The following is a 23,152-nucleotide window of genomic DNA, read 5'->3' as shown; positions in this document are numbered from 1 at the left end:
AGCGCCGGCGGCGGCGGGATGACCGTCGCCGGCGTCGCACGGGTGCTAAAGGATCGTCGGTGCCAGCCCCCCTCTAGGCACCGGCGTTACGACAGGGGTCGATACGGACGCTCCCTTGACCGTGTCGGCCCCTGTCGCTTCGTTCGTTCGGGCGACGCGCGCGGCTACATCATCCGCCCGCGCAGGTTGAGCAGCACGACGAACGTCCCGCCGACCATCATCACGATGATCAGCGTGGAGAACAGGATCAACTGGAGATCGTGCCGCGACGCGCGCTGCATCGTGATGTGCAGGAAGCAGCGGAAGTGGACGATCGCCTGGACGAGCGCGAGCGCGAGCACGACGCCGAACGTCGTCGCAGCCCCGAACGACGGCCACACCACCATTCCGAACGCCGCGCAGGTGAGCACGAGCGCGAGCGCATAGCCGACCGCATAGTTGCGCAGCTCGGTCCGCCGTTCGCTCGCCTGTTTGTCGGTCATGCGATCCGTCCCCCCAGATAGACGATCGAGAAGATCGCGATCCACACCACGTCGAGGAAATGCCAGAACAGCCCCAGCCGCATCAGGTTGAGCTTCACGCGCTGATCGAGCCCAATGAACCCGAGTTGCAGGATCATCACCACCAGCCAGAAGCAGCCGATCGCGACGTGGAGCCCGTGCAGCGGCACCAGCGCGAAGAACGCCGAGAGGAACCCGCTTCGCATCGGCCAGGCGTGATGCGCGAACATCTCCGCGAAATCCTTGAGCTCGAGCGCGAGGAAGACGAGCCCGAGCCCGAGCGTCGCGACCAGCCACCCGAACAGCACGCGGCGCGGCTCGCCATATTTCATCGCGACCGACGCACGCCCGAAGGTCGCGCTGCTGGTCAACAGCAGCAGCGTCTCGACGAAGGTCGGGAGCAGCTTGAACTCGCTCGCCGCGGTCGGCCCGCCGGCGGTGGCGGCGGTCATCGTGCCATAGGTCGCGAACAGCAACGCGAAGATCACCGCGTCGCTCATCAGGAACATCCAGAAGCCGAACAAAGCGGTGTCTTCTTCGTCCTCCTCCGCGTCGGGGCGGTCGGCGGCCGGCATCGTACGCTCGCTCATCGGTCCGCCAGCCCCTGATTGTCGCGCGTCATCTCGCGCTGGCGCGGCACGGCCCGCGCCTCCGCGAGCGCAGCGCGCCAGCGGCGGTCCTCGCGGGCGACTTCCACCGCATGCAGTACGCGATGCTGGTTCCGCCCGAAACTGCGGACGACCAGCGCCGCGACCGTGACCATCGCCGCGAGCACCGCAAGCCACCAGATATGCCAGATCAGCCCGAACGCCGAGACTGCCGCGAACACCCCGATCGCGACCCCGGTCGCGCTGTTGCGGGGAATGACGATGTCCTCATACCCATAGGGTTCGGCATATGGGGGATCGAGCCCCTCGTCGTGCTTGCGGTTGTAGAATTCATCCTGCTGGCCGACCTGCGGCAGCCGCGCAAAATTATACTCCGGCGGCGGTGCCGCGATCGACCATTCGAGCGAGCGCCCGTCCCACGGGTCGCCTGCATAGACGCGCGTGAACTCGCGGTCGCGGATGCTGACGACGAGCTGCACCGCGAGCGACCCGAGCGCGCAGAACAGCACGCCTGCGCCCGCCATCGCGACATACAGCCACGGCCGGAACGCAGGATCGAAAATCTCGTGCGTCCGCCGCGCCATCCCGCTCGCGCCGAGGACGTAGAGCGGCATGAACGCGAGGTAAAAGCCCAGCACCCAGCAGCCGAACGCGATCCGCCCCCAGCGCTCGTCCAGCCGGAAGCCGAACGCCTTGGGGAACCAGTAATGGTAGCCCGCGAGCATCCCGTAGAGCAGCCCCGGGATCAGCATGTTGTGGAAATGCGCGACGAGGAACAGCGTATTATGCACCAGATAGTCGAGCGGCGGCATCGCCAGCAGGATGCCCGTGAACCCGCCGAGCACGAAGGTCATCATGAAAGCGAGCGCATAGAGCATCGGCACGGTGAAGCGGACCTCGCCGCGAAACATCGTCCAGATCCAGTCGTAGATCTTGACCCCCGTCGGCACGCCAATCGTCATCGTCGCGATCCCGAACACCGCGTTCAGATTGGCGCTTTGCCCCATCGTGAAGAAGTGGTGGACCCAGACGGTGAAGCTCAGCACCGCGATCGCCATCGTCGCCAGCACCAGCGAGGTGTAGCCGTACAGGTCCTTGGTCGAGAAGGTCGAGACGACCTCGGAATAGACCCCGAACGCGGGGAGGATCAGGATGTAGACCTCGGGATGTCCGAACAGCCAGAAGAGGTTGGCGTAGTTCATCATGTTCCCGCCGAGATCGTTGGTGAACAGATGGAACCCGAGATACCGGTCGAGCGCGAGCAGCGCGGTTGCCACCGTCAGCGGCGGCATTGCGAAGATCATCAGGATCGCGGTGCACAGGCTGGTCCAGCAGAACAGCGGGAGCCGCATCCACTTCATCCCCGGCGCGCGCTTCTTGTAGAGCGTGCACGCGATGTTGATCCCCGCCATCGTAGAGCCGATCGACCCGAGCGACACCGCCCAGATCCAGTAGTCCGGCCCGACATCGGGGCTGAACGCAGTCTCGGTATACGGCGGATAGCCCGTCCACCCCCCGGTCGAGAACTGCCCGACGACGAGCGACGCCATCATCAGCCCCGCCCCCCCGCCGGTCAGCCACAAGGCAACCGAATTGGCCCAGGGAAATGCCATGTCGCGCGCGCCGATCTGGAGCGGCATGACGAAGTTTATGAGACCGGTCAGGAACGGCATCGCCATGAAGAAGATCATGATCGACCCGTGCGTGCTGAACAGCTCGCCGAAATGGTCGGGGGTGAGGAAGCCCGGATTGTTGATCGCGACCGCCTGCTGCCCGCGCATCAGCACCGCCTCGACCAGCGCCCGCGACAGCATCACGAAGGCGAGCGCGATGTACATGATGCCGATCTTCTTGTGATCGAGGCTGGTGAGCCATTCCGACCACAGATACCGCCACTTGCCATAGCGCGTCAGCAGCAGCGCAAGCACGATCGCGCCGACGACGACAAGCCCGCCGGCAAAGGCGCCGACCAGTTCGCTCGCGCTCGGGTTCTCGAACGCGCGGACGAATGGCAGGTCGCGCCAGGCGAACCGCCCGAGCAGGAGCGGCCAGACGGGGGTGTTCATCGTGCGTCCTTCGGCTTCATCGGCATTCCGCTGGTCTGCGCCAGAACGCGCTGGAACATGCCCGGCTGGACCGCCCCGAAGAACAACGGCCTGGGCGCGACCGCGCGCTGCGACAGGGCGTGCCAGACGGTCTGGTCGAGGATCTGCGGCGCGGCGCGCATCCGCCCGAGCCAAGCCTGATACCCGTTGCCGCGCAGCGCGAGCACCGTGAACTTCTGCCGCGCGAAACCGGCACCGTTATATTGCGTGTTCTGTCCAAGGTATTGCCCGGGCCGCGATGCCGCGACGTTGAGCTCGGTCGTCATCCCCGCCATCGCGTAGATCTGCCCGGCAAGCTGCGGGATCAGCAGCGACTGCATCACGGTGCCGCTGGTCAGCCGGATATGCACCGGACGACCGACCGGGATCGCGAGCTGGTTGACCGTCGCCACACCTTCGTCGGGATAGATAAACACCCACTTCCAATCGAGCGCGATCGCCTCGACCTCGATCGGCGGGCCGCCGGCGAGCTTGCGATAGGGATCGTCGACGTGAGTCCAGGTCCACAGCAGGACCGCGAGACCGATCACGATTCCGGTCGGCGGGATCCAGATCAACCCCTCGACCCACCAAGAGAAATTCCATTTGGGCTTGTACGAGTCCGCCGCATTGCCGAGCCGGTAATGCCACGCGAACAACGGCGTCAGCAGCAGCACCGGCCCCGCGACGAACAGCAGTACGATCGACACGATGATGAACAGATGCCGCTCATCCGCCGCGACCGGCCCCGCCGCATTGAGGAAACCGTGCTCGAGCGCGCTGCACCCGCACAGCGCGAACGCGAGCGGCAGCGCCGCGAGCCGCGCCGCCCCCGGCATCCGGACCTGTTCCCGGCGGATCATCCTCTACGCAATTCCCTCGCCGCCGGACGACGCGCCCGGCAAAGACGCGGTCCTCTAGCGCCATCGCGGGGGAGATGTCGACGGATTGTAAGGTTTTATGTCTGAGTCATGACCTGAGAGAGAGCGACCGCGAGTTCTGCGCCACGAAACGGCTTGGCCAGTCGCGTCAGGTCGGACGCGACATCGTCCAGATCGGCATAACCCGACACGAGCAGAACCGGGAGCGCGGGCCACCGGGTCCGGACCGTCCGGGCAAGTTCGGCCCCGGTCATGCCGGGCATCAGATGATCGGTGACGACGACGCCGTAAGAAGCATCGTCGGACAACAGCACCAGGGCGTCCTCCGCCGACCCGGCCTCGGTGACCGTATAGCCAAGCTCGGCGAGCATATTGCTCGTGCTCAGCCGCACGAGGGGTTCGTCGTCGACCAGCAGGACGCGTGCTGGCGATGTGCTCGCAGGCCGCACCTCGACAGACGGCACCGACGCTTCTTCGGGCGGCGCGACCGCGCTCACCGGCAGCCAGAGTTCGATCGTCGTGCCGGCTCCAAGCGCACTCTCGATCGTCAGCGCGCCGCCGAGCTGCGCCGCCAGCCCATGCACCATCGACAGGCCAAGCCCGGTTCCCTTGCCGATCCCCTTGGTCGAAAAGAACGGCTCGATCGCGCGGGTCCGCGTCGCAGCGTCCATCCCCTGCCCCGAGTCCACGATCGACACCCGGATATAGGCCCCCGGGGAAAGCGCGGTCGGATGATCCGGGCCGACTGCTTCCTGCTCGGCGATCAGCCGCAACGTCCCCCCGTCCGGCATCGCGTCTCGCGCGTTGACCGCGAGATTGAGCAGCGCCATCTCGAGCTGGTTGGCATCCGCGCGCGCCGGCGGCAGACCCCGCGCAAGCGCCGTACGAACGTCGATCGCGGGGCCGAGCGTGCTTTCGATCAGCCCCGACATTCCGTCGATCAACGCACCGACATCGACCGGCACGGGGTGCAACGGTTGGCGCCGCGCGAAGGCCAGCAACCGCTGGACCAACGTCTTGGCGCGTTCGGCCGACTGGAGCGCGCCGTCGATCAACCGTTGCTCGCGCTCGCCGCCGATCCCGCGACGGATCAACAGGTCGAGCGACCCGACGATCGGCGTCAGCAGATTGTTGAAATCGTGCGCGACGCCGCCGGTCAGCTGGCCCATCGCCTCCATCTTCTGACTTTGTCGGAGGGCGTCTTCGGCCTCGCTCAACCGCTGCTGATCGCGGATGCGCTGTGTCACGTCGGTGACGAACTGGTAGCATCCGACAGGCGCGCCCTGCGCATCGCGGAGCGTGCGGAACTTGACCTCATACCAGGGCCGGTCGCGGTCTGTGGCGCCGTGCTGGGTCACCACCGTGATTTCCTCGCCCTGCAGGCCGCGCCCCCAGGTCGAACGGACGACCGCCTGTTCTTCGGGAAGGTGCGACAGGAGATCGAGCATGTTGTCGCCGACCACGGGGCGCACGCCGTAGATCCGTTCGAACTCGTCCGCATTGGCGCGGTTGATCGCCATGACATTGTAGTCGAGGTCGCTGACCAGGATCATCACGTCGGTACTCTCGACGATCTTGGCGAGCACGTTGCGCTCGGCGGTCCGCTCCTCGACCCGGGTCTCGAGCGTCTCGTTGAGTTCGCGCAGCGCTAGGTCCGCCCGCCGACGATCGGTGATATCGTTGAACAGCACCGCCACGCGATTCTGTTCGAGCGCGCCACTGCGATAGGCGTGCACCTCGTACCAGCGGCCGAATACGCTGGCTTCGCTTTCGAATTGGACCGGCTCGCCGGTCCGCGCGACCTGACCGTACGCCTCGAACCAATATGGCTCGAGACCGGGCGCAAGCTCGCTGATCCAGCGGCCCGACGCGCCGATCAACCCGGTCTGGCGTTCGAATGCCGAATTCGCCTCGACGATCCGATAATCGACCGGGTGATCCGCCGCGTCGAACCGCAGCTCGATGATGCAGAACCCCGAATCAATCGCCTCGAACAGCGTGCGGTAGCGTTGCTCGCTCTCGCGCTGCTCGATCTCGGCCCGGACCCGGTCGGTGACGTCGTAGCCCCCGATGAAGATCCCGGTCACCGCATTCGCGTCGTCGCGGATCGGTTCGAACAGGATATCGATGAAGCGTTCGCCGCCGACGCGATCGAACCTGACCACCATCGCGCGCTCGGAAAAGGGCGTCCCAGTGCGATAGACGTCATCGAGCAACCCGATGATCCGCCGGTCAGCTAGGCTGGAGTACAGCTCGCCAACAGTCCGCCCGATGAAATCGTGCGGACCGGACAGGTCGACATAGGCGTCGTTGACATAACTGAAGCGATGCTCCGGGCCGGATAGCATCGCAGCGAAGCCCGGCATCTGCTGCAGCATGCGACGCTGGCGTTCGCGCTCGGCCACCGCCTCGCCCTTCGCCAGTACTGCCGGGGTGGCGTCGCTTGCCACGTTGAGCATGCCGACGATCCGCCCGTCATCGTCGCGCGCCGGGCTGTAGCAGAAATTCCACCACGTCTCTTCGGGATAGCCGTTGCGGTGCATGACGAGGTGAAACTCCTCGAACCACACCGCCTCGCCCGCGAGCGCCCGGTCGATCAAGGGCGCAATGTCATTCCAGACGTCGGACCAGACGTCGGCCATCGGACGTCCAAGCGCGGCGGGATGCCTCTGCCCCAGGAACGGTGCGTAGGCGTCGTTGTACAGCAAGGTCAGACCCGGCCCCCAGCACAGGCACATGGCCTGGCGCGAGTCGAGCATCAGCAACACGGTCGTCCGGAGCGCTTGCGACCATCCGCTGACCGCACCGAGCGGCGTATCGGTCCAGTCGACCCGCTCGGCCAAAGCCTCGAGGGGTGCCGGCAGCGGCTCCTGTCGGGCGCCGCGGCGTGCGCTCGCGGCATCTTCCGTTCTCATCGTCGATCGCGACTCGTCACCGCTTCCTGCACCCCTGCGGCTATTGGAAAGAAGCGCGTTGGTAGCGAAATCATTTGAACGCGTCACGCTGGCATCACGCAGAGTGACGATCGCGCAGACGGAACAGCCCGCAATATTTGTGACAGGCGAGCATCAAACCATATCGCCAGGATCGCAAAATAGCATATGGGCATGTCAATATTGTGTTTCACGGCCTAACGGAATTCATCCAGCCTTCATGATCACCGGGTGCTCGCCACGATGTGCGACGCGCAAAATGCGCGCCATCACCACGGCCCCCGGCATGTCGGCGACTATCAATCGACCTTGGGGGGTAAGATGACGTCACTGCGTACCAAGCCATATCTGTCCGGCGCACGCTGGTTCGGGTCCGCCGCATTTGCGGCGCTGATCGCGTCCACGAGCGTGCACGCCCAATCCGCGCCGCCCGCCGATGGCGCCGCCACGCCGAGTTCCGAACTGACCGACATCGTCGTCACCGCCAACCGCTCGGGCGCGCAATCGCTGCAGAACGTGCCGATCGCCGTGTCGGTGGTGAACGTCGACCAGATCACCAAGTCGGGCCAGGGCAACCTCTCGGATCTCGCCAAGTTCACGCCCTCACTGGCGATCACCGAAGGCGCGCCGGGGTTCAACAAGTTCAACATGCGCGGGCTCGCGACCGGGCCGTATCGCACGTCGGATACGTCGGACCGCTCGCTGGTCGCCGTGTATCTCGACGATACGCCGATCTCGGTGCAGGGCCAGACCCCCGATCTCAAGGTCTATGATCTCGAGCGCGTCGAGATTTTGCGCGGGCCGCAGGGGACGTTGTTCGGTGCGGGATCGATGGCGGGGACGATCCGCTTCGTCACCGCAAAACCAAGCCTCACCAAGGCGTTCGGCACCGCCGAGGCGGGCGTGGTGTTCACCGAACATGGCGAGCCCGGGTTCAATTTCCGCGGGATGCTCAACCTGCCGCTGGTTGCGGACACGCTGGCGCTGCGCACCAATTTCTATGTCGGGCGCGATGGCGGGTTCATCGACAATATCGGGCTGCGCAACAAGAAGGACGCGAACCGCAACAGCACTTATCAAGGGCGCGCCGCGTTGCGCTGGACGCCGGACGCCGCGCTGACCGTCGACGCCTCGATCACCTACGAGCGCAGCATCGCCAACGGCCTCAACTCGGCGTTCGATGGCCTCAAGAACTATACCGTGCTGACCAACGGCCCCGAAGGCACCGACGACCGCTTCCGGCTCTACACGCTGGGGGCCGACTATGACGCCGGGTTCGCCCACGTCATCGTGACGGGCGCCTATACCGACCGCGCGATCGGCTTCGATGCGAGCCTAGAACCGCAGATCGGCTATTTCTTCCAGGATTATGGGTCGGCACTGACGCCGAAGACCAACACCTATCCGCTGTTCGAGGCACCCACCGCGTACAGCGACACGCTCGCGCGTCAGATTCCGGCCGAACTGTACCAGATCGACCAGAAGATTAAGGACTACATGATCGAAGGGCGGCTGGTGTCCAAGCCGGGCGGCCCGGTGACGTGGACGGTCGGCGCATTCTACGAGAAGCAGAAGCGCAACCTGCGACAGGATATCCCGGTCGCCGGGTTCGACACGCTGTCCTACCAGAATTTCTTCTATGGCCCTTACAAGACGCCGAATGGTCTCTACAATTCGCAGACCGTCGACGCCGCCTTCCAGCCGAACGACATCTTCTCCGGCTTGCAAAATACCAACGAGCATCAGTTCGCCGCTTATGCCGACGGGACGTGGCACGCGACCGACAAGCTCGATCTGACCGCGGGCTTGCGCTACTTCAACTTCAAGGAACGATACTATCTGTTCGAAAGCGGCGTCTACGGAGTCATTGACAACACGCCGCTGACGACCAATGCGACGCTCAAGTCGAACGGCGTCAATCCGCGCGCGAACATCTCCTACCATGTCGACCCCGACTTCATGGTCTATGCCGAAGCCGCGAAGGGCTTCCGCTATGGCGGCGGCAACCAGCCGGTACCGCTTGCGACGAGCTTCCCCGCGACCGGCGGGACGATAGCGCAGCAATGCACGCGCCAGCTTGGCGGCTATGGCTATAGCGCCGCGCCGCTCACCTTCGGGCCGGACAAGCTGTGGAACTACACGATCGGCGAAAAGGCGAAGTTCGCTGGCGGTCGCGTGACGCTCAACGCCAGCGCCTATTACATCGACTGGCGCGACGTGCAGACCCGGCTGCGGCTCGACTGCTCGTACTTCTTTACCGACAACAAGGGCCGCGTGACCAGCAAGGGCGTCGAGCTCGAGACGATGGTCAAGGCGACACCCGAGATCACCCTCTCGGCGAGCGGGTCGTACAATGATTCGAAGGCGAATGGCGACATCCCGACCGTCGGCGCGTTCGACGGCGACCGGACGCCCTATTACCCGCGCTGGACCGGCAATCTTCAGCTGTTCTACGATCGTCCGGTCGGCGATGGCGCGCTGCACGTCCAGACCGGCTATCAATATCAGTCGTCGCAGAACACCAACTTCAACCAGTTCAGCACGGTCATCACCAACGGCGTGCTGACCCGCAACGGGTTGAACCAGAGCTTCGCGACGATCCCCGAGACGCACAATCTGAGCGCTGCGGTGACGTACAACATCGGCCAGTTCGAGTTCGGCGTATACGGCAACAACCTCGCCAACGGCGTCCGCGTGACCGACATCGCGAGGGCGACCTATTATCAGGTCTATCAGGCGGGTAGCCGCGTGACGGTCGCGCGGCCGCGCACGATCGGCCTGCGCGGGAAGGTCAGCTTCTAGGGCGGTCGAGACTGAACTACTCTTGCTTCCCCGGCGAAGGCCGGGGCCCAGTCGCGGTGGTCGAGGTAACGAAGCGCAGCCAGCCGGTCCGTTACGTCTCGCTACTGGGCCCCGGCCTTAGGCGGGGAAGCAGCGCAAGCCTCGTTACCCCGCCCTGGTCCCGGCGCGGCGGCGCGCGTACGCACGCCGCTGCCGCCGGACCACATCGAGCAAATCGCCCTGGACGATCGCCCTGTCGACGACGTGGAACCCCCAGTCGGGATACGCCGCGTCGCCGATCGTTGCTGTGCCGGCGACAGCTTCGGCAAGGTCCAGTGCGGATCCGGGGCCGACCGTCACCGAGAGATACGACACCGCGCCAAAGGTGGTGCAGGTGCCCGACAGCAATCCCGGCATCGCGACAAAGCGTGTGGTGATCGGCTTCCCGGCAACGCTCCATCCCGCCGCCGGCGGCGCATATTGCGCGACTCCGCCCTTCCACCACGGTGCACCGAACCGTGCATCCAGCGGTGCGACACCGCCCGCCAGCCGCGCGGGGTTGGTGCACCCCGCGACCAGCCCCGCACGTCGCGACGATCCGAACAGCGCGTTCGCGGGCGGCGGCGTGCCGGCGCGATAGCTCGCCCAGGTGACGACGCACCCGATCTGCCCATCGCTGCGACACAACGGCACCGCCCGGAAGTTCCCGCCGACATCCCGCCCGGTCGGCACGAGCACGGCAGTGCCCGGCAGGATCGCGGACAGCATCCGGCGCTGGACGGGTTTGCCGTCGATCTCCTCCTCGACGAGCCGCTTGAGCAGCAACGATCCCTGGCTGTGCCCGACCAGCACGAACGGCCGCCCGCGATTGTCGTGCGCCAGATACTGCTGCCACGCGGCCCGAACATCACCATACGCCAAGTTGAAATCGCCCGGGATCCCGCCGCCGCCAAGGCCCTTACGCAGCGCGGTCAAGGTAACCTGCCGGTACAGCGGTGCAAAGGTCCGGCACACGCTGCGGAAGGGCGCGAACTGCGCTTCGGTGATCCCGCGTTCGGTGCGATCGGGCTCCAGATCGCTGTTTCCACCGGGGTCGAGCGACACCGTCGGATAGACATAAAAGCAATCGACGTCAGCCGGTCGCCGCGTCGGCGCACGCTCGACCCGCGGTTGTCCGGTGGCGTCGATACGCGTGACCGACAGGTCGGCCGCGCAGACGTCGGTCCGGCCCGGTCGGCATAGCCAGGCGTCCCCGCGCGCATAGTCGACCGGTGTGGCAGCAAGAGCGAGAGCGAGCAGCATGACCGTCAGTCCCTGAACACCACGGTGCGCGCGCCGTTCATCAGCACCCGCCCCGCCAGATGCAATCCAACCGCGCGCGACAGCACCCGTCGCTCGATATCGCGGCCCTTGCGGACCAGATCGTCGGGCGTGTCGGCGTGGCTGATCCGCTCGACATCCTGCTCGATGATCGGGCCTTCGTCGAGATCCGCGGTGACATAATGTGCGGTCGCGCCGATCACCTTCACGCCGCGCGCATGCGCCTGATGGTATGGTTTGGCACCCTTGAAGCCGGGCAGGAAGCTGTGGTGAATGTTGATGCACTTGCCTGACAGCGCGGTCGCAAGATCGTCCGACAGGATCTGCATGTAGCGCGCCAGCACGACGAGATCGGCGCGGGTTTCGTCGCGCAATGCGATGATCCGCGCTTCCTGCGCCGGCTTGGTCGCGGCGGTGACGGGGAGATGATGGAACGGGATCGCGCCGAGGTCCGGACTGCCAAGGGCTTCGCGTGCATGGTTCGAGACGATCCCGACGACGTCCATGTCGAGCTCGCCGATCCGCTGGCGATAGAGCAGGTCCACGAGGCAGTGATCGAACTTGGAGACGAGGATCAGCACACGCTGCCGCGCGGCGCGGGGGCGCAGCGTCAGGTCCATCTCGTAGGCACCGGCGAGGGCGTCGAAGCCCGCCGCAAGCCGTTCGGTTTCCATCGGATCCGCCAATACGAAGCTCGTGCGCAGGAAGAAGCGGTCGCTCTCCGGGTCGGTATATTGGCTCGATTCGAGGATGTTGCCGCCGCACGCATGGATATGTGCCGACACCGCCGCAACCAGCCCGGGACGGTCCGGGCAGGACAGGATCAGGATGAACTGCGCCGCGCCGCTCATGCCTCTAACGCCGGCGTCTTGCCCGGAAAGCCGAGCCGCACGTCGTCGCTGTCATAGGTCCGCACGCTGGTGAGATAATGATAGCCCGCCCAGAACCCCGTCAGCGACAGCGCAAGCAACGCGTAGCGCAGCGATTCCGCGTTGCTCCCGAGCCGTACCGCGAGCGTATCGCTGATCCAGCCGACCGCCGTCGGCGCGATGATGAGGTTGCAGACGTTCGCGGCGAGCAGGCTGATCGCCATCCCCTGCGCGCGCATCGTCGGCGGCAGGAAGTTGAGCAGCAACGCCATCGTCGGCCCCATATAAAGGTAAACGCACGGGATCACGAGCCACAGCATGATCGTCGCGACGCGGAGCGAATGCGTCCAGAAGATCACGAACGACGGGATCGTCGAGAGGATCGTGATTCCCGCCAGAAACCACGCGATCCGTTTGGCATCCTGCATCTGCGGCAAGGCAAGCAAGGCGCCGGTCGCGACCGTCGCGAGCGTTCCCGCCCAGAAATAGATCGTCCCCAGCCGCGCGCCCGCGTCCGACGTGGACAGGCCGTAAGCGCGTTCAAAATAGGTCTGCATCCAGAACAGCATCCCCCAGCCCCACAGGCAGATCACCGCGCCCGCCGCGTTGATGTGCCACGCCGAGCGCTGGCTCCACAGGAAGCGGCACGTTTCGCCGAACGTGGCGGCGGGTTCGCTGGTCTCGGTGACGAGCTCGAACCGCCCGCGGATCGGCTCGCGCACGGTCAGCAGGATGATCGCGCCGAACACCACGCCGGGAACGCCGAGCGCGATGAACGCCGCGCGCCAACTGTGGAAATGATCGACGATCGCCCCCGCCACGCTCGAGCCGAGCCACGCGCCGAGTGGGAGACCCAGCGCCCACAGGGTGAGCGCGTATGCGCGTCGCCCGCGCGGGAAATTGTCCGCGATGATCGAAGTCGAGGGCGGCGTGCATCCCGCCTCGCCGATCCCGACCCCGATCCGCGCGAGCAGGAACTGCCAGAAATTCTGCGTCATCCCGAGCAGCGCGGTCATCCCCGACCAGGTGATCAGCGCAAGTGCCACGATATTGCGGCGGTTCGCCCGATCGGCATAGCGCGCGATCGGCAGCCCGGCGAAGATGTAGAAGATCGCGAGCGACACACCGGTCAGCCAGCCGACCCCGGTATCGCTCAGCCCGAACTCATTGCGGATCGGCTCGAGCACGGTCGAGACAACGTAGCGGTCGGCGATGTTGAGGGCGTAGACGAGAGCGAGAATCGTGACGACATACCAGCGCGCCGGGGACAGGGTTGGTCGCGTCTCGGTCGTCAAATCACTTTCCCCCGGTGGCTCCATGCCAGAGCGCTTCCAATGTCTGCGCATAGCTGGCGGCGCAATAGACCTCGCATCCCGACTCGCTCGTGACAAGCACGGTTACGGCGACGTGATGCAGCACGGTGCGCGCGACCGCACCCGGCGGCAGGGCGTGCGCGCTGGTATCGAGGAACCCGCTGACGCCCAGCAGGTCACGCCAGCCGGGTCCGGACAGCGTCGCGCGGACGAAGCCGCCGCCGATGGCGGTGCAGGCCCCGCGATCTGCGATCACCTCGGCGATTTCAGCGGCGTCCGGTTCGGCGTCGATCAGCCACCAGCGGTTCGGCTCGACCTGAACTGCGCGAGCGCCGGGGAATATTGGCAAGATGCCGTCCCACAGGTCGACCGCAACGATGTCCCGCGCGGCCGCAAAGGCGACGTGCGCATCAATCACGATACCGCGCTCCTTCGGGATCGTGGAACACGGGCGCGACGACCGTGACCGTCGCGCGCAAGCCACGGGTCGGCGACGTCGCGACCAGCGTGTCGCCAAGCCGCGCCGCACCGCTGGCGAGCAACCCGATGGCGACCGATCCGGCCTCCAGCACGCGCGGCCCCGCCGAGGTCACGTGCCCTTGCGCCGCACCGCCTTCCGCCGCCACCAGCATCGCGCCTTCGGGGATCGGCGAGTCGGACGTCAGCCCGACGAGCTGCAGCCGGTCTGCGGCATGAAGCGCCGGCCGCATCAGCCCCTGCGCGCCGACGAACCCACCCGCCTTGCGCAGCATCCGCCCCAACCCCAAGTCGCCCGGCGTGGTGCGCCCATCGGCTTCCGCGCCGACCACGACGTGCCCCTTTTCGATCCGAAGAAATTCGAGCGCTTCCAGTCCGTACGGACATCCGCCCGCCCCGCGCACCGCCGCCTCCAGCGCATCCCACACCGGCCCGGCCTCATGCGCCGCGGCAGAGACTTCGAACGCGCGCTCGCCGCTGTAGCTTGCTGCCAGCACCAGCACGGCCACGCCAGCGATCACCCCGCGCGCCAGCCCCATGTGCGCGGGCGGCGTAATCCCCGTGACGTCGCCCAGCAGCCGCGCCGCCTTCGGCCCCGCCAGCGCGATCCCGGCGAAATGCTCCTGCTGCATCACCACCGATACGCGCAGTTGCGGCGCGAGCACGCGGTGGACGTAGCTCAGATGCGCCTCCATCCGGTCCGCCCCGCCGGTCGAACTCGTCAGCAGATACTCGGTCTCGCCCAGCCGCCAGACGGTGCCGTCATCCAGCACCATGCCGTCCTCGCGCAGCATGAAGGTGTAGCGCCCCCGTCCTACCGCCAGCTTGGCGATCCCCGTTGCGCAGATCAGTTCGAGCAAGGCTGCCGCATCCGGCCCCTTCACCGCGAACTTGGCAAGCGTCGAGACATCGACGATCCCCGCCGCCATCCGCACCGCGCGCGCCTCGCGCATCGCGGCGGCGTGGAGCGTTTCGCCCGCCAAGGGGTAGGCGCGCGGGCGATGCCACAGTCCGAGCGGTTGCCAGATCGGCGCGAGCCGCTGGTGGCAGTCCCACAACGCCAGCCGCCGCGCAGGCGCGGCATGCCCACCGCCATCCGCCCCCGCCAGCGCACCCAGCGTCAGCGGCGTATACGGCGGGCGGAACGTCGTAAGCCCGGCCTGCGGGATCGTGACGCCGCCGGTCTGCGCCAGCCGCGCGAGCGCCGCCATGTTGCTCGTCTTGCCCTGATCGGTCGCCATGCCGAGCGTGGTGTACCGCTTGAGATGCTCGACCGAGCGATAGCCCTCGGTCCAGGCGAGATCGACGTCGGCGGCGGTCACGTCGTTCTGGAAATCAACGAAACTGTGCTTGGGATCGGTCAGGTCCGCGGTGGTGGCGGCGATCGGCAGAATGTCGCCCGCCGCCGCACCAACGCTGCACACCGCCTGTGCCGACGCGCCGGGGACGAACGCCTGCAGGTCCTCGCGCCAATCCAGCGTGCCGCCCGCCTGGCTGTGGAGATGGACGACGGGGGTAAATCCGCCCGACATGGCGAGCAGGTCCGCCTCGAAGCGCTGCGTCCTGCCGCCGATGCTTGCGACGACAGCCTTAAGCCCGCCCGCGCCGCCGTGGGCTTGGAGGACGTGCGCGTCGGTAAAGGACGCTGCATTCCCACCCGCCGGACACGATTCCCGACTGTCGAGGATCGCCACGACCTCGCCGCCGGCGGCGCGAACCGCATCGGCAGTTGCATAGGCATCATCATTGTTGGTCGCGATCACCACGCGCTGCCCCGGGAGCACGCCGAACCGTTCGATATAGCTGCGGACTGCTTGCGACAGCATCACGCCCGGGCGGTCGTTCCCGGCGAAGGTCAGCGGCCGCTCGATCGCGCCGGTCGCCAGCACGATCCTGCGCGCGCGGACATGCCACAGGCGCTGCACGGGCTCGCCCGGCGCAGGCGGCTGGCCGGGTTCGACGAGGCGTTCGGCAAGCGTGGCAAAGCCGTGGTCCCACAAGCCGGACGCGGTGGTGCGCGTGAGGACGCGCAGATTTTCCGTCCGTGCTCCTGCAAAGGCAGGGGCCCAGGGGATCGAGCGCTGCGTGTGCGACTCTGGATTCCCGCTTTCGCGGGAAAGCAGATGGGGGGCGCGATCCTGCTCCACCAGCATCACCCGCTCGCCCGCCACAAGCGCAGCTCGCGCCGCCGCGACACCGGCGGCACCGCCCCCGACAACCAGCAGATCGCAAAACGCCGAGCGATGCTCGAAACGATCGGGGTCCGCCAGCGTCGGGGCCTTGCCCAGCCCGGCGGCCCGCCGAATGAACCGCTCATACACCATCCACCGCGACGGCGGCCCGAAGAACGTCTTGTAGTAAAACCCCGCCCCCAAAAACCGTGCAAACAGGCCGTTGACCGCGCCGAGATCGACCGCCAGCGAGGGCCACGCATTCTGGCTCCGCGCGACCAGCCCATTATAGACATAGACGTCGGTTGCGCATGTGTTGGGCTCGGTCCGCCCGCCCTCGCCGACCGTCACCAGTGCGTTCGGTTCCTCGACCCCCGCCGCCATGATGCCGCGCGGACGGTGATATTTGAAGCTTCGCGCAACCAGCATCACCCCGTTCGCGAGCAACGCCGCAGCGAGCGTGTCGCCCTCGCGCGCGAGCATCGCGCGCCCGTCGAAGCGGAAGCGCAGCGTCCCCTGCGCGCCGCCGATCCGTCGGCCACTCATGGCAGCAGCGCCGGGTCATAGGCGACGACCAAAGCAATCGCGTGGCTCCGCCGGTGCCGCCGCAGCACGATCCATTGCCGACAGCCGTAAGCATGCCGCCACAGCTCGTCATCCAGCCCGACCGGATTGGCCCGCGCATATAGCCGGGCAACCGCCACCTCCGGCGACATGCCGGGCGTCACGATCGAATCGAGCGTGCGTTCATAGACGAACTCGACCTGTGCGCGTTCGCCGCAATAAGGACAGTCGATCAGCAGCATCAGCGCAATTGCGGCATGAAGCCGACTCCCGCCTCGTCGATCGTCGCCCCGCGTGCGAAGCGATCCAGCGCGAACGGTGCGGCGAGCGGATGGCTCGTCCCCGTCGCGAGCAGATGCGCGTAGCACCAGCCCGATCCCGGCGTCGCCTTGAACCCGCCGTAACACCAGCCGCCATTCAGATAGAGGCCGTCGACCGGCAGCGGCGAGAGGATCGGCGATCCGTCGAAGCTCATGTCGGTCGTCCCCGACCAGCACCGCACCATCCGCAACCGCGACAGCGCGGGCACCAGCGCGATCGCCTCCGCCGCCGCTTTCTCGAGCCGGACCGGCAGCCCGCGCTGCGCATAGCTCGGAAACTGGTCAGGATCGCCGCCGAGCACGATCCCGCCCTTGTCCGACTGGCTGATGTAACAATGCAGCGACTGCGACATGACGACGGTATCGATCATCGGCTTGACCGGCTCGGTCACGAACGCCTGCAGGGTATGCGCCTCGATCGGCAGCGTGAGCCCGGCCAGCGCCGCCACCCGCCCGCTGCTTCCCGCGACGCAGATGCCGACCCGCCCCGCCCCGATCTGCCCGCGCGTGGTTTCCACGCCAGTCACGCGACCGCCCGCCAGGGTGAAGCCGGTGACCTCGCACTGCTGGATCACATCGACCCCGAGCGCATCCGCAGCGCGCGCATAGCCCCAGGCGACCGCGTCGTGCCGCGCGGTCCCGCCGCGCCGCTGGATCAGCCCGCCGTGGATCGGGAAGCGCGCGCTTTCCGACATATCGAGCAACGGCACGAGCTTGCGCACATCGTCGCGCGACAGCAGGTCCGCGTCGATCCCCGAACAACGCAGCGCGTCTCCCCGCTGCGCCAGCTGCGTCATGTCGCCATCGGAATGGCCGAGGAACAGCGCGCCGCGCGGGCTGAACATGACGTTGTAGTTGAGCTCGTCGCTCATCCCCTCCCACAGCCCGAGCGCGAAATCGAACAGGTCGTGAAGCGGCTTCTGCCGATAGTTGGAGCGCACGATCGTCGTATTGCGCCCGGTGTTGCCGCCGCCGATCCACCCGCGCTCGAGCACCGCAACATTGCGGATGCCGTGGACCTTGGCGAGATAATAGGCCGTCGACAGGCCGTGCCCGCCCCCGCCGATCACGATGACGTCATAGTGGCGTTTCGGTTCCGGATCGCGCCACGCCCGCTCCCAGCCGCGCTGCCCGGTCAACCCCGCCTTGAGCAAGGCGAGCGCCGAATAGCGCTTCACGCCGCCTGCTCCAGCGCCCAGCCGCGCCGCTCGCGCCAGTCGGGTTCGAGGGTCGCGAACCGTGCCAGCCCGAGCTTGCCGATGTCGGCGAACGAACAGACCCCGTCGAGCACAAGATCGCGGATCGCATGGCCGCTCGCGGGCGACAGGCCGAAGCCGACCCCGGACATCGTCGCGACGGTGACATTGCCCGGATCGGCGGGGCGATCAAGGATCGGTCGCCCGTCGGGGGTATTCTCGACGATTCCCGCCCACGACCGGATCACGCCGCGCCCGGCGGCGCGCGGAAACATCTCCGCCACGCGCCGCGCGAGGTTGCGCACCAGCGGCGAGGTCGGCCGCGTAGATGGCCCGGCGGGATCGGTCGCCAGCCATTCATGCGGCCCGCCCCCGAAGGCGAGATTGCCGCGCAGCGTCTGGCGACCGTACAGCCCGTTCCCGTCGACCCCGCCGATCGCCATCAGCGGCGCAGGCTCGGTCACGATCATTTCCGCGCGCGCGGCGGCGAGCGGAAAGCGAATCCCGATCGGCGCGACCAACGCCTCGGCCTGCGGCCCCGAGGCGACGACCAGCGCATCGCATTCGATCGTGCCGCGCGGCGTCACGACTGCGCTCGCGCGCCCGCCGCGCGTCTCGATCGAAAGCGCCGGGCAATGTTGCAGGATCTGTCCGCCAAGATCCTGCAACGCCCAGGCATAGGCCTGCACTGTACGTTGCGGATTGGCGTGGCCACCGAACCGCAAATGGATGCCGCCCAGGCAGGTGTGATCGGTCAGCGGCACCATCGCCTGCGCCTGCGTCGCATCCAGATCGTCGACCCGGTATCCCATCGCCGTGCACATCCGCCCGACCGCACGATAATGCTCAAGCAGGTCGGGATCGCGCTGGATGATGATCCGCTCGCGCCGGTATTCGGTCGGATAGCCGAGCAGCTCGTCCATCTGTGGCCACAACCGCTGTTCTTCGGCGAACAACGGGCTCTGATAATGCGACGCGCCGCCGCCGTTCCGGCCCGACGCCTCCCAGCCGACGACGCCCTTGTCGAGGACAACGACATCGACCCCCGCGCGCGCCAGCCACCACGCCGCGCTCAGCCCCGTCACGCCTGCGCCGATCACGACGACCGAAGCTGAGCGCGGCATCGCGCCGTCAGACATGCAGCGTCCCGCCGAGACCGGTGACATGCTCCGCCTCCTCCGGCGTGCCGATCACCGCATAGGGCGTCCATTGTGTCGGGATACCGAACCAGACGTCCCAACCGGCGGTCATCTCGGCGCCCTCGGTCCAGTCAGCGAGCACGCTGAGCGGCACCGGGCGAACCGGCGCGCGGAAGCTCGCGACCGGGACCTCGGATGGCAGGACGTTTTGCTCTGCCGCAAGCAGGCACCGCACCTGTTCACGGCAGCGCCGTCCCTGGCACGGCCCCATGCCCGCGCGCGTGAGCCGCTTGATTTGGTCTGGATGCGCGGGGCCATCCGCCAGCAGCGTCGCCAGCGACCGGGTCGCCAGCTGAGCGGGCCGGTCGAGGTAGCGCGGCGGCTGTACGCCGAGCAGGTCTGCCCGCGTGACCGCCTCGCACTGGCAGACGACCGTTTCTGCGGCGGCATGACGGCCAAGCCCGGCAGACCAGTCGAGCAGCCGTTCGTCGCTGGGCGACACTACGGTCGCGCTATCGCCCACGAGCTGCACCAGCCCGTTTGCGACCGTCCCCGCCGCCTCGATCAGTTCGGTCGCGGGCGTCACGCCAATCGCGAAGACGATCGTATCGCACGCCAGCACAGTACGTCCGCCGCCCCCTTCGAGCGGCGCGACCGTCACGCGCTCAACCCCGTCGATCCCGCCATCGGTCGCCGCAATAGTGTGCGCGAGGAACATCGGCACCCCGAGCGCCTCGGCCAGCGCCGGATCGCCGTCGATCCGATCGGCGACCTCGACGATCCCGGCAACCTCGATCCCCCGCTCCAGCGCCAGCCGCGCGGTCTGAAGCGCCAGATCGCCCGATCCGACGATCACGATCCGCCGGCTCGCCAGCGCATCGTAGCGGGTCAGCAGCGCAGCAAATCCCTGCGCCCCCATTACCCCGGGCTGATCCCACCCCGGAAACGCCATCGCGATATCGCGCGCGCCCGTCGCGAGCACCAACCGCCGGAAGCCGACCATCCGCGACGCCTCGGCATCCGCGATCCCGAGCAACGGCCCCGGCAGCGCCCGCAAAGCGGCATTCGGCACGTACAGCCCCCAGGCGACCGTCCCGAGCCGCACATCGACCCCGGCATCGAACGCCGCCTCCAGTTCGGGATTGGCGCGGAACAGCTGTTCGACCAGCCGGTCGGGATGATGCACCGCCGCAGTGGCACGACCGCCGAAGAACAGCGGCACGTCGTTCCCGATCATCGCGCCCGCGACCGGGTTCTCGTCGATCAGGAGCACGCTCGCACCGCTCAGCGCAGCGCGGATCGCGGTCGTCGGGCCAGCCCGACCCGCGCCGACCACGATCAGGTCGAACTGTTCGTCGGGCGCGGGGATCTTGCCGTCGATGGCGTGGGGGTCGAGGATCTTCATATCGCGTCTAAAGCCTGGGAGAGATCGGCGATCAGATCGTCGACATGCTCGATCCCGACCGACAGCCGCAGCGTGGCGGGGGTAATCCCGCCCGCTGCGCGTTCTTCGGGGCTGATCGCATAATGGGTCGTCGTCGCCGGATGCGTGATGAGCGTCTCGGACCCGCCGAGGCTGACCGCAAAGCGTAGCAATTCGAGCCGGTCGAGAAAGCGGAACGCTTCCGCCTCACCGCCGACGACCGCGAAGGAAAAGGTCGAACCCGCCGCCTTGCATTGCCTGTCGTAGACCGCACGAGCGGGCGTGCCCTCGGCAAGGAAACCGAGATAGGTGAGGCTCGCCACCTTGGGATGGTCGCGCAGGACCTCGGCAAGCCGACGCGCATTGTCCATCGACCGCTCGACCCGGAGGTGCACCGTCTCCATCGAGCGCAGCATCAGCCAGCACGTATAGGGGTCGAGATGGCTCCCAAGCGTGGTGCGCAACAGCCGCAGCGGCGCGACCAGCGCTTCGCGCCCGGTGACACCACCTGCCAGCAAGTCGCTGTGTCCGCCGCAATATTTGGTGAGACTCGTCATGCAGAGATCCGCACCAAGATCGATCGGTCGCTGCATCATCGGCCCGAGCAGCGTGTTGTCGATCACGACGACCGGGCGCGTCCCCGTCCGCGCGCCGACCGTATCGGCGATCTCGACCAGCAGTGCGACGTCGACCATCGCCGCGGTCGGGTTGGCGGGCGTTTCGCCGACGATCAGCTTGAGCGGCCCCGCCGCCAGTGCCGCCTCGACCGCCGACATCACGTCTGCGCGATCACAGCCGTCGGTGAAGCTCGCGTGATGCACCCCAAACCCCGGCAGCAACCCGGTGTAAAGACCGTTGGTCCCGCCGTAGATCGGCCGCCCGAACACCACGCTGTCGCCCGGTCGCAGATGCGCGAGCGCGATCGCGCTGTGCGTTGCCATCCCGCTGTTGAACACCGCCGCGCCTTCCGCGCCGTCGAGCGACGCCAGCCGTTCCTCGACCATGTCGAGATTGGGATGGCTGAGGCGCGCATAAATGTGCCCCGCGCCGCCGACTTCCGGCCCCGTGCCGTCGAAATAAGCTTCGTGAATGTCCTTCGCCTGCCGCGCGGAGGCATAGGCGAAGGTCGACGTCATGTAGATCGGGGGTTTCGCTGCATTGGCGGCACCCGCCGGATCATATCCCGCGCGGACCGCGAGCGTTTCGGAGCGCCAGCGCGGCCCAGTCATACCGGGACCCGCGCGAGATATTCGGTGGCCCGCGCGCAATACCAGTCGACGAAGCGCAGCGTCAGCGATTCCGCGGTCGGGCTGTACGGCCCCGGCGTATAGCCCGGCGACCACACACCGACCTGATTGTCCTCGGCGAACGCCTTGTCCTGCAGGTTGGTCTGCGTCCAAAGATGCGTCAGCTCGTCGATATCGTAATCGACGCCCTCGATCGCGTCCTCGTGCACCAGCCAGGTCGAGACGACGTGGGTTTCCCCCGGAGACACCGGCATCGCATTGAATGCGAAGGTGTAATCGCTGGTCGAATGACAGAAGTTGTTGGGCTCGACCGCCCAACGTAGCGACCCCGCATCGCCGCCACCCGCCTCGACCATCAGCTTCTTGACCGCGAACTGACCCGAGGTCGTCATCGCGACATTGCCATCGTTGAGCGCGAAGCGGACCGCCTGCCACCAGTCCTCGCCCACCGGCCCCGTTGGGAGCCCGATCGCATTCATCCGTTCCGTGAACAGTCGCGCTGCGGCGGCTTCGAGATCAAAATACTTTGTTGCGCCGACCGGGAAGGTCCGCGCCAGCTCGGGGTGACCGCTCGCGCAATGGTAGCATTCGCGACCGTTCTCGACGACCAGCTTCCAATTGGCATATTCGACCAGCACGGATTTGTGCGCGACCTTGGCGCGCTCCAGATTGTGCGGTTCGAGCAAAGGCGTCAGATCACGCCACAAGATACTGATATCCGGCGGAACCTGTGCCAGCGATACGAAGATCGCCCCCGCGATCGTCTCCAGATGCACCGGCTTCAACCCATAATCGGTCTTGTCGAAATCATCCGGCATCCGCCCCGCCGCGAGCAGCCGCCCATCGAGCCCATAGCTCCATCGGTGATACGGACAGGTCAGCCGCGGCGCGTGCCCCGCGCCCGGCTTGCACAAAATTGATCCGCGGTGGCGGCAGCTGTTGTGGAAGGCGCGCAACGCCCCGTCGCGCCCGCGCACCACGATCACCGGCCAACGCCCGACCATGAAGGACAGATAGTCGCCCGGCTGCTTTACTTCGGCGGTGAAACCGGCGAGCAGCCACGACGTGCCGAAGATCGCGGCGAGATCGAAATCGAAGGCTTCGGCGCTAAGATACAGGTCCTGCGGCAACGAATGCCCGGCGCGGCGCGACCCAACCCATGATGCAACACCTGAAAGGTCCACGCGCTCGTGCTCCTGCCCCGTATGCAGGGTGTGACATGCGCGGACCACCCCCGGAAAATTCCATTTGCGCATACACCCATGCGAAAACCGCGACGAACCTCGCCGTCGGTCCGGCGAACCGGCCATGCTCTTGCATTCAGGC

17 protein-coding genes are annotated in these 23,152 nt (G+C 66.9%); 1 reads left to right on the top strand and 16 read right to left on the bottom strand.

Features of this window, described 5'->3' with window-relative positions:
• Positions 1-164: 164 nt before the first annotated feature.
• From RH91_RS13010 to RH91_RS12990, 5 genes are all read right to left on the bottom strand, one after another.
• Positions 165-482 carry a cytochrome o ubiquinol oxidase subunit IV gene (locus RH91_RS13010; protein ID WP_010163241.1) on the bottom strand — a complete coding sequence of 106 codons (318 nt, stop codon included), beginning with the start codon at positions 480-482 and terminating at the stop codon, positions 165-167.
• Positions 479-1,090 carry a cytochrome c oxidase subunit 3 gene (locus tag RH91_RS13005; protein ID WP_051116691.1) on the bottom strand — a complete coding sequence of 204 codons (612 nt, stop codon included), beginning with the start codon at positions 1,088-1,090 and terminating at the stop codon, positions 479-481. The genes RH91_RS13010 and RH91_RS13005 overlap by 4 nt, the downstream gene beginning before the upstream one ends.
• On the bottom strand, positions 1,087-3,174 hold the full coding sequence (locus RH91_RS13000) for a cbb3-type cytochrome c oxidase subunit I (protein WP_010163239.1): 2,088 nt from the start codon (positions 3,172-3,174) through the stop codon (positions 1,087-1,089). Before RH91_RS13000 ends, RH91_RS13005 begins: the two co-directional genes overlap by 4 nt.
• Positions 3,171-4,055, bottom strand: a complete 885-nt coding sequence (locus RH91_RS12995; protein ID WP_010163238.1) for a ubiquinol oxidase subunit II — start codon at positions 4,053-4,055, stop codon at positions 3,171-3,173. Before RH91_RS12995 ends, RH91_RS13000 begins: the two co-directional genes overlap by 4 nt.
• A 95-nt stretch (positions 4,056-4,150) precedes the next feature.
• Positions 4,151-6,988 (bottom strand): PAS domain-containing hybrid sensor histidine kinase/response regulator, encoded by a 2,838-nt coding sequence (locus RH91_RS12990; RefSeq protein ID WP_029623843.1) that lies wholly within the window; start codon positions 6,986-6,988, stop codon positions 4,151-4,153.
• 339 nt (positions 6,989-7,327) lie between these two features.
• Here RH91_RS12990 and RH91_RS12985 point away from each other — a divergent pair, with 339 nt between their 5' ends.
• Positions 7,328-9,808 carry a TonB-dependent receptor gene (locus tag RH91_RS12985; RefSeq protein ID WP_232283496.1) on the top strand — a complete coding sequence of 827 codons (2,481 nt, stop codon included), beginning with the start codon at positions 7,328-7,330 and terminating at the stop codon, positions 9,806-9,808.
• A gap of 144 nt (positions 9,809-9,952) precedes the next feature.
• Here RH91_RS12985 and RH91_RS12980 read toward each other — a convergent pair whose 3' ends face one another.
• From RH91_RS12980 to RH91_RS12930, 11 genes are read right to left on the bottom strand one after another with little or no spacing between them, the layout of a single operon-like run.
• Positions 9,953-11,089 (bottom strand): DUF3089 domain-containing protein, encoded by a 1,137-nt coding sequence (locus tag RH91_RS12980; protein ID WP_010163235.1) that lies wholly within the window; start codon positions 11,087-11,089, stop codon positions 9,953-9,955.
• Positions 11,090-11,094: 5 nt separating this feature from the next.
• Positions 11,095-11,958, bottom strand: coding sequence for a formyltetrahydrofolate deformylase (gene purU / locus RH91_RS12975; protein ID WP_010163233.1), 864 nt, complete (start codon positions 11,956-11,958; stop codon positions 11,095-11,097).
• Positions 11,955-13,271, bottom strand: a complete 1,317-nt coding sequence (locus tag RH91_RS12970) for a spinster family MFS transporter (RefSeq protein WP_010163231.1) — start codon at positions 13,269-13,271, stop codon at positions 11,955-11,957. The genes purU and RH91_RS12970 overlap by 4 nt, the downstream gene beginning before the upstream one ends.
• 1 nt (position 13,272) lies before the next feature.
• Positions 13,273-13,707 (bottom strand): sarcosine oxidase subunit gamma, encoded by a 435-nt coding sequence (locus RH91_RS12965; RefSeq protein ID WP_010163230.1) that lies wholly within the window; start codon positions 13,705-13,707, stop codon positions 13,273-13,275.
• The gene (locus tag RH91_RS12960; protein ID WP_010163229.1) at positions 13,700-16,483 is read right to left on the bottom strand and encodes a 2Fe-2S iron-sulfur cluster-binding protein; all 2,784 of its coding nucleotides are present in this window, start codon (positions 16,481-16,483) and stop codon (positions 13,700-13,702) included. The genes RH91_RS12965 and RH91_RS12960 overlap by 8 nt, the downstream gene beginning before the upstream one ends.
• Positions 16,480-16,743: a sarcosine oxidase subunit delta gene (locus tag RH91_RS12955; RefSeq protein WP_010163228.1), complete on the bottom strand. Its 264-nt coding sequence runs from the start codon at positions 16,741-16,743 to the stop codon at positions 16,480-16,482. The genes RH91_RS12960 and RH91_RS12955 overlap by 4 nt, the downstream gene beginning before the upstream one ends.
• Complete coding sequence (locus RH91_RS12950) at positions 16,743-17,999, bottom strand: sarcosine oxidase subunit beta family protein (protein ID WP_010163227.1); 1,257 nt, start codon at positions 17,997-17,999, stop codon at positions 16,743-16,745. The genes RH91_RS12955 and RH91_RS12950 overlap by 1 nt, the downstream gene beginning before the upstream one ends.
• Positions 17,996-19,156, bottom strand: coding sequence for an NAD(P)/FAD-dependent oxidoreductase (locus RH91_RS12945; RefSeq protein ID WP_010163226.1), 1,161 nt, complete (start codon positions 19,154-19,156; stop codon positions 17,996-17,998). The genes RH91_RS12950 and RH91_RS12945 overlap by 4 nt, the downstream gene beginning before the upstream one ends.
• Positions 19,149-20,561, bottom strand: coding sequence for an FAD/NAD(P)-dependent oxidoreductase (locus tag RH91_RS12940; RefSeq protein WP_010163224.1), 1,413 nt, complete (start codon positions 20,559-20,561; stop codon positions 19,149-19,151). Before RH91_RS12940 ends, RH91_RS12945 begins: the two co-directional genes overlap by 8 nt.
• The gene (locus tag RH91_RS12935) at positions 20,558-21,808 is read right to left on the bottom strand and encodes an aminotransferase class I/II-fold pyridoxal phosphate-dependent enzyme (RefSeq protein ID WP_010163222.1); all 1,251 of its coding nucleotides are present in this window, start codon (positions 21,806-21,808) and stop codon (positions 20,558-20,560) included. The genes RH91_RS12940 and RH91_RS12935 overlap by 4 nt, the downstream gene beginning before the upstream one ends.
• Positions 21,805-22,956, bottom strand: a complete 1,152-nt coding sequence (locus tag RH91_RS12930; RefSeq protein ID WP_010163221.1) for an aromatic ring-hydroxylating oxygenase subunit alpha — start codon at positions 22,954-22,956, stop codon at positions 21,805-21,807. Before RH91_RS12930 ends, RH91_RS12935 begins: the two co-directional genes overlap by 4 nt.
• Positions 22,957-23,152: the final 196 nt, after the last annotated feature.

Source organism: Sphingomonas sp. PAMC 26617 (genome assembly GCF_000242835.1).
Classification (GTDB): Bacteria; Pseudomonadota; Alphaproteobacteria; order Sphingomonadales; family Sphingomonadaceae; genus Sphingomonas.
The sequence above is the reverse complement of the archived record's forward strand: the minus strand, read 5'-3'. Positions and strand labels throughout refer to the sequence as shown.

Coding starts and splice junctions, on each gene's coding strand:
- RH91_RS13010 (WP_010163241.1), bottom strand. CDS start 482: ATGACCGACAAACAGGCGAGCGAACGGCGGACCGAGCTGCGCAACTAT.
- RH91_RS12955 (WP_010163228.1), bottom strand. CDS start 16,743: ATGCTGCTGATCGACTGTCCTTATTGCGGCGAACGCGCACAGGTCGAG.
- RH91_RS12945 (WP_010163226.1), bottom strand. CDS start 19,156: ATGTCTGACGGCGCGATGCCGCGCTCAGCTTCGGTCGTCGTGATCGGC.
- purU (WP_010163233.1), bottom strand. CDS start 11,958: ATGAGCGGCGCGGCGCAGTTCATCCTGATCCTGTCCTGCCCGGACCGT.
- RH91_RS12995 (WP_010163238.1), bottom strand. CDS start 4,055: ATGATCCGCCGGGAACAGGTCCGGATGCCGGGGGCGGCGCGGCTCGCG.
- RH91_RS13005 (WP_051116691.1), bottom strand. CDS start 1,090: ATGAGCGAGCGTACGATGCCGGCCGCCGACCGCCCCGACGCGGAGGAG.
- RH91_RS12940 (WP_010163224.1), bottom strand. CDS start 20,561: ATGAAGATCCTCGACCCCCACGCCATCGACGGCAAGATCCCCGCGCCC.
- RH91_RS12935 (WP_010163222.1), bottom strand. CDS start 21,808: ATGACTGGGCCGCGCTGGCGCTCCGAAACGCTCGCGGTCCGCGCGGGA.
- RH91_RS13000 (WP_010163239.1), bottom strand. CDS start 3,174: ATGAACACCCCCGTCTGGCCGCTCCTGCTCGGGCGGTTCGCCTGGCGC.
- RH91_RS12990 (WP_029623843.1), bottom strand. CDS start 6,988: ATGAGAACGGAAGATGCCGCGAGCGCACGCCGCGGCGCCCGACAGGAG.
- RH91_RS12960 (WP_010163229.1), bottom strand. CDS start 16,483: ATGAGTGGCCGACGGATCGGCGGCGCGCAGGGGACGCTGCGCTTCCGC.
- RH91_RS12980 (WP_010163235.1), bottom strand. CDS start 11,089: ATGCTGCTCGCTCTCGCTCTTGCTGCCACACCGGTCGACTATGCGCGC.
- RH91_RS12985 (WP_232283496.1), top strand. CDS start 7,328: ATGACGTCACTGCGTACCAAGCCATATCTGTCCGGCGCACGCTGGTTC.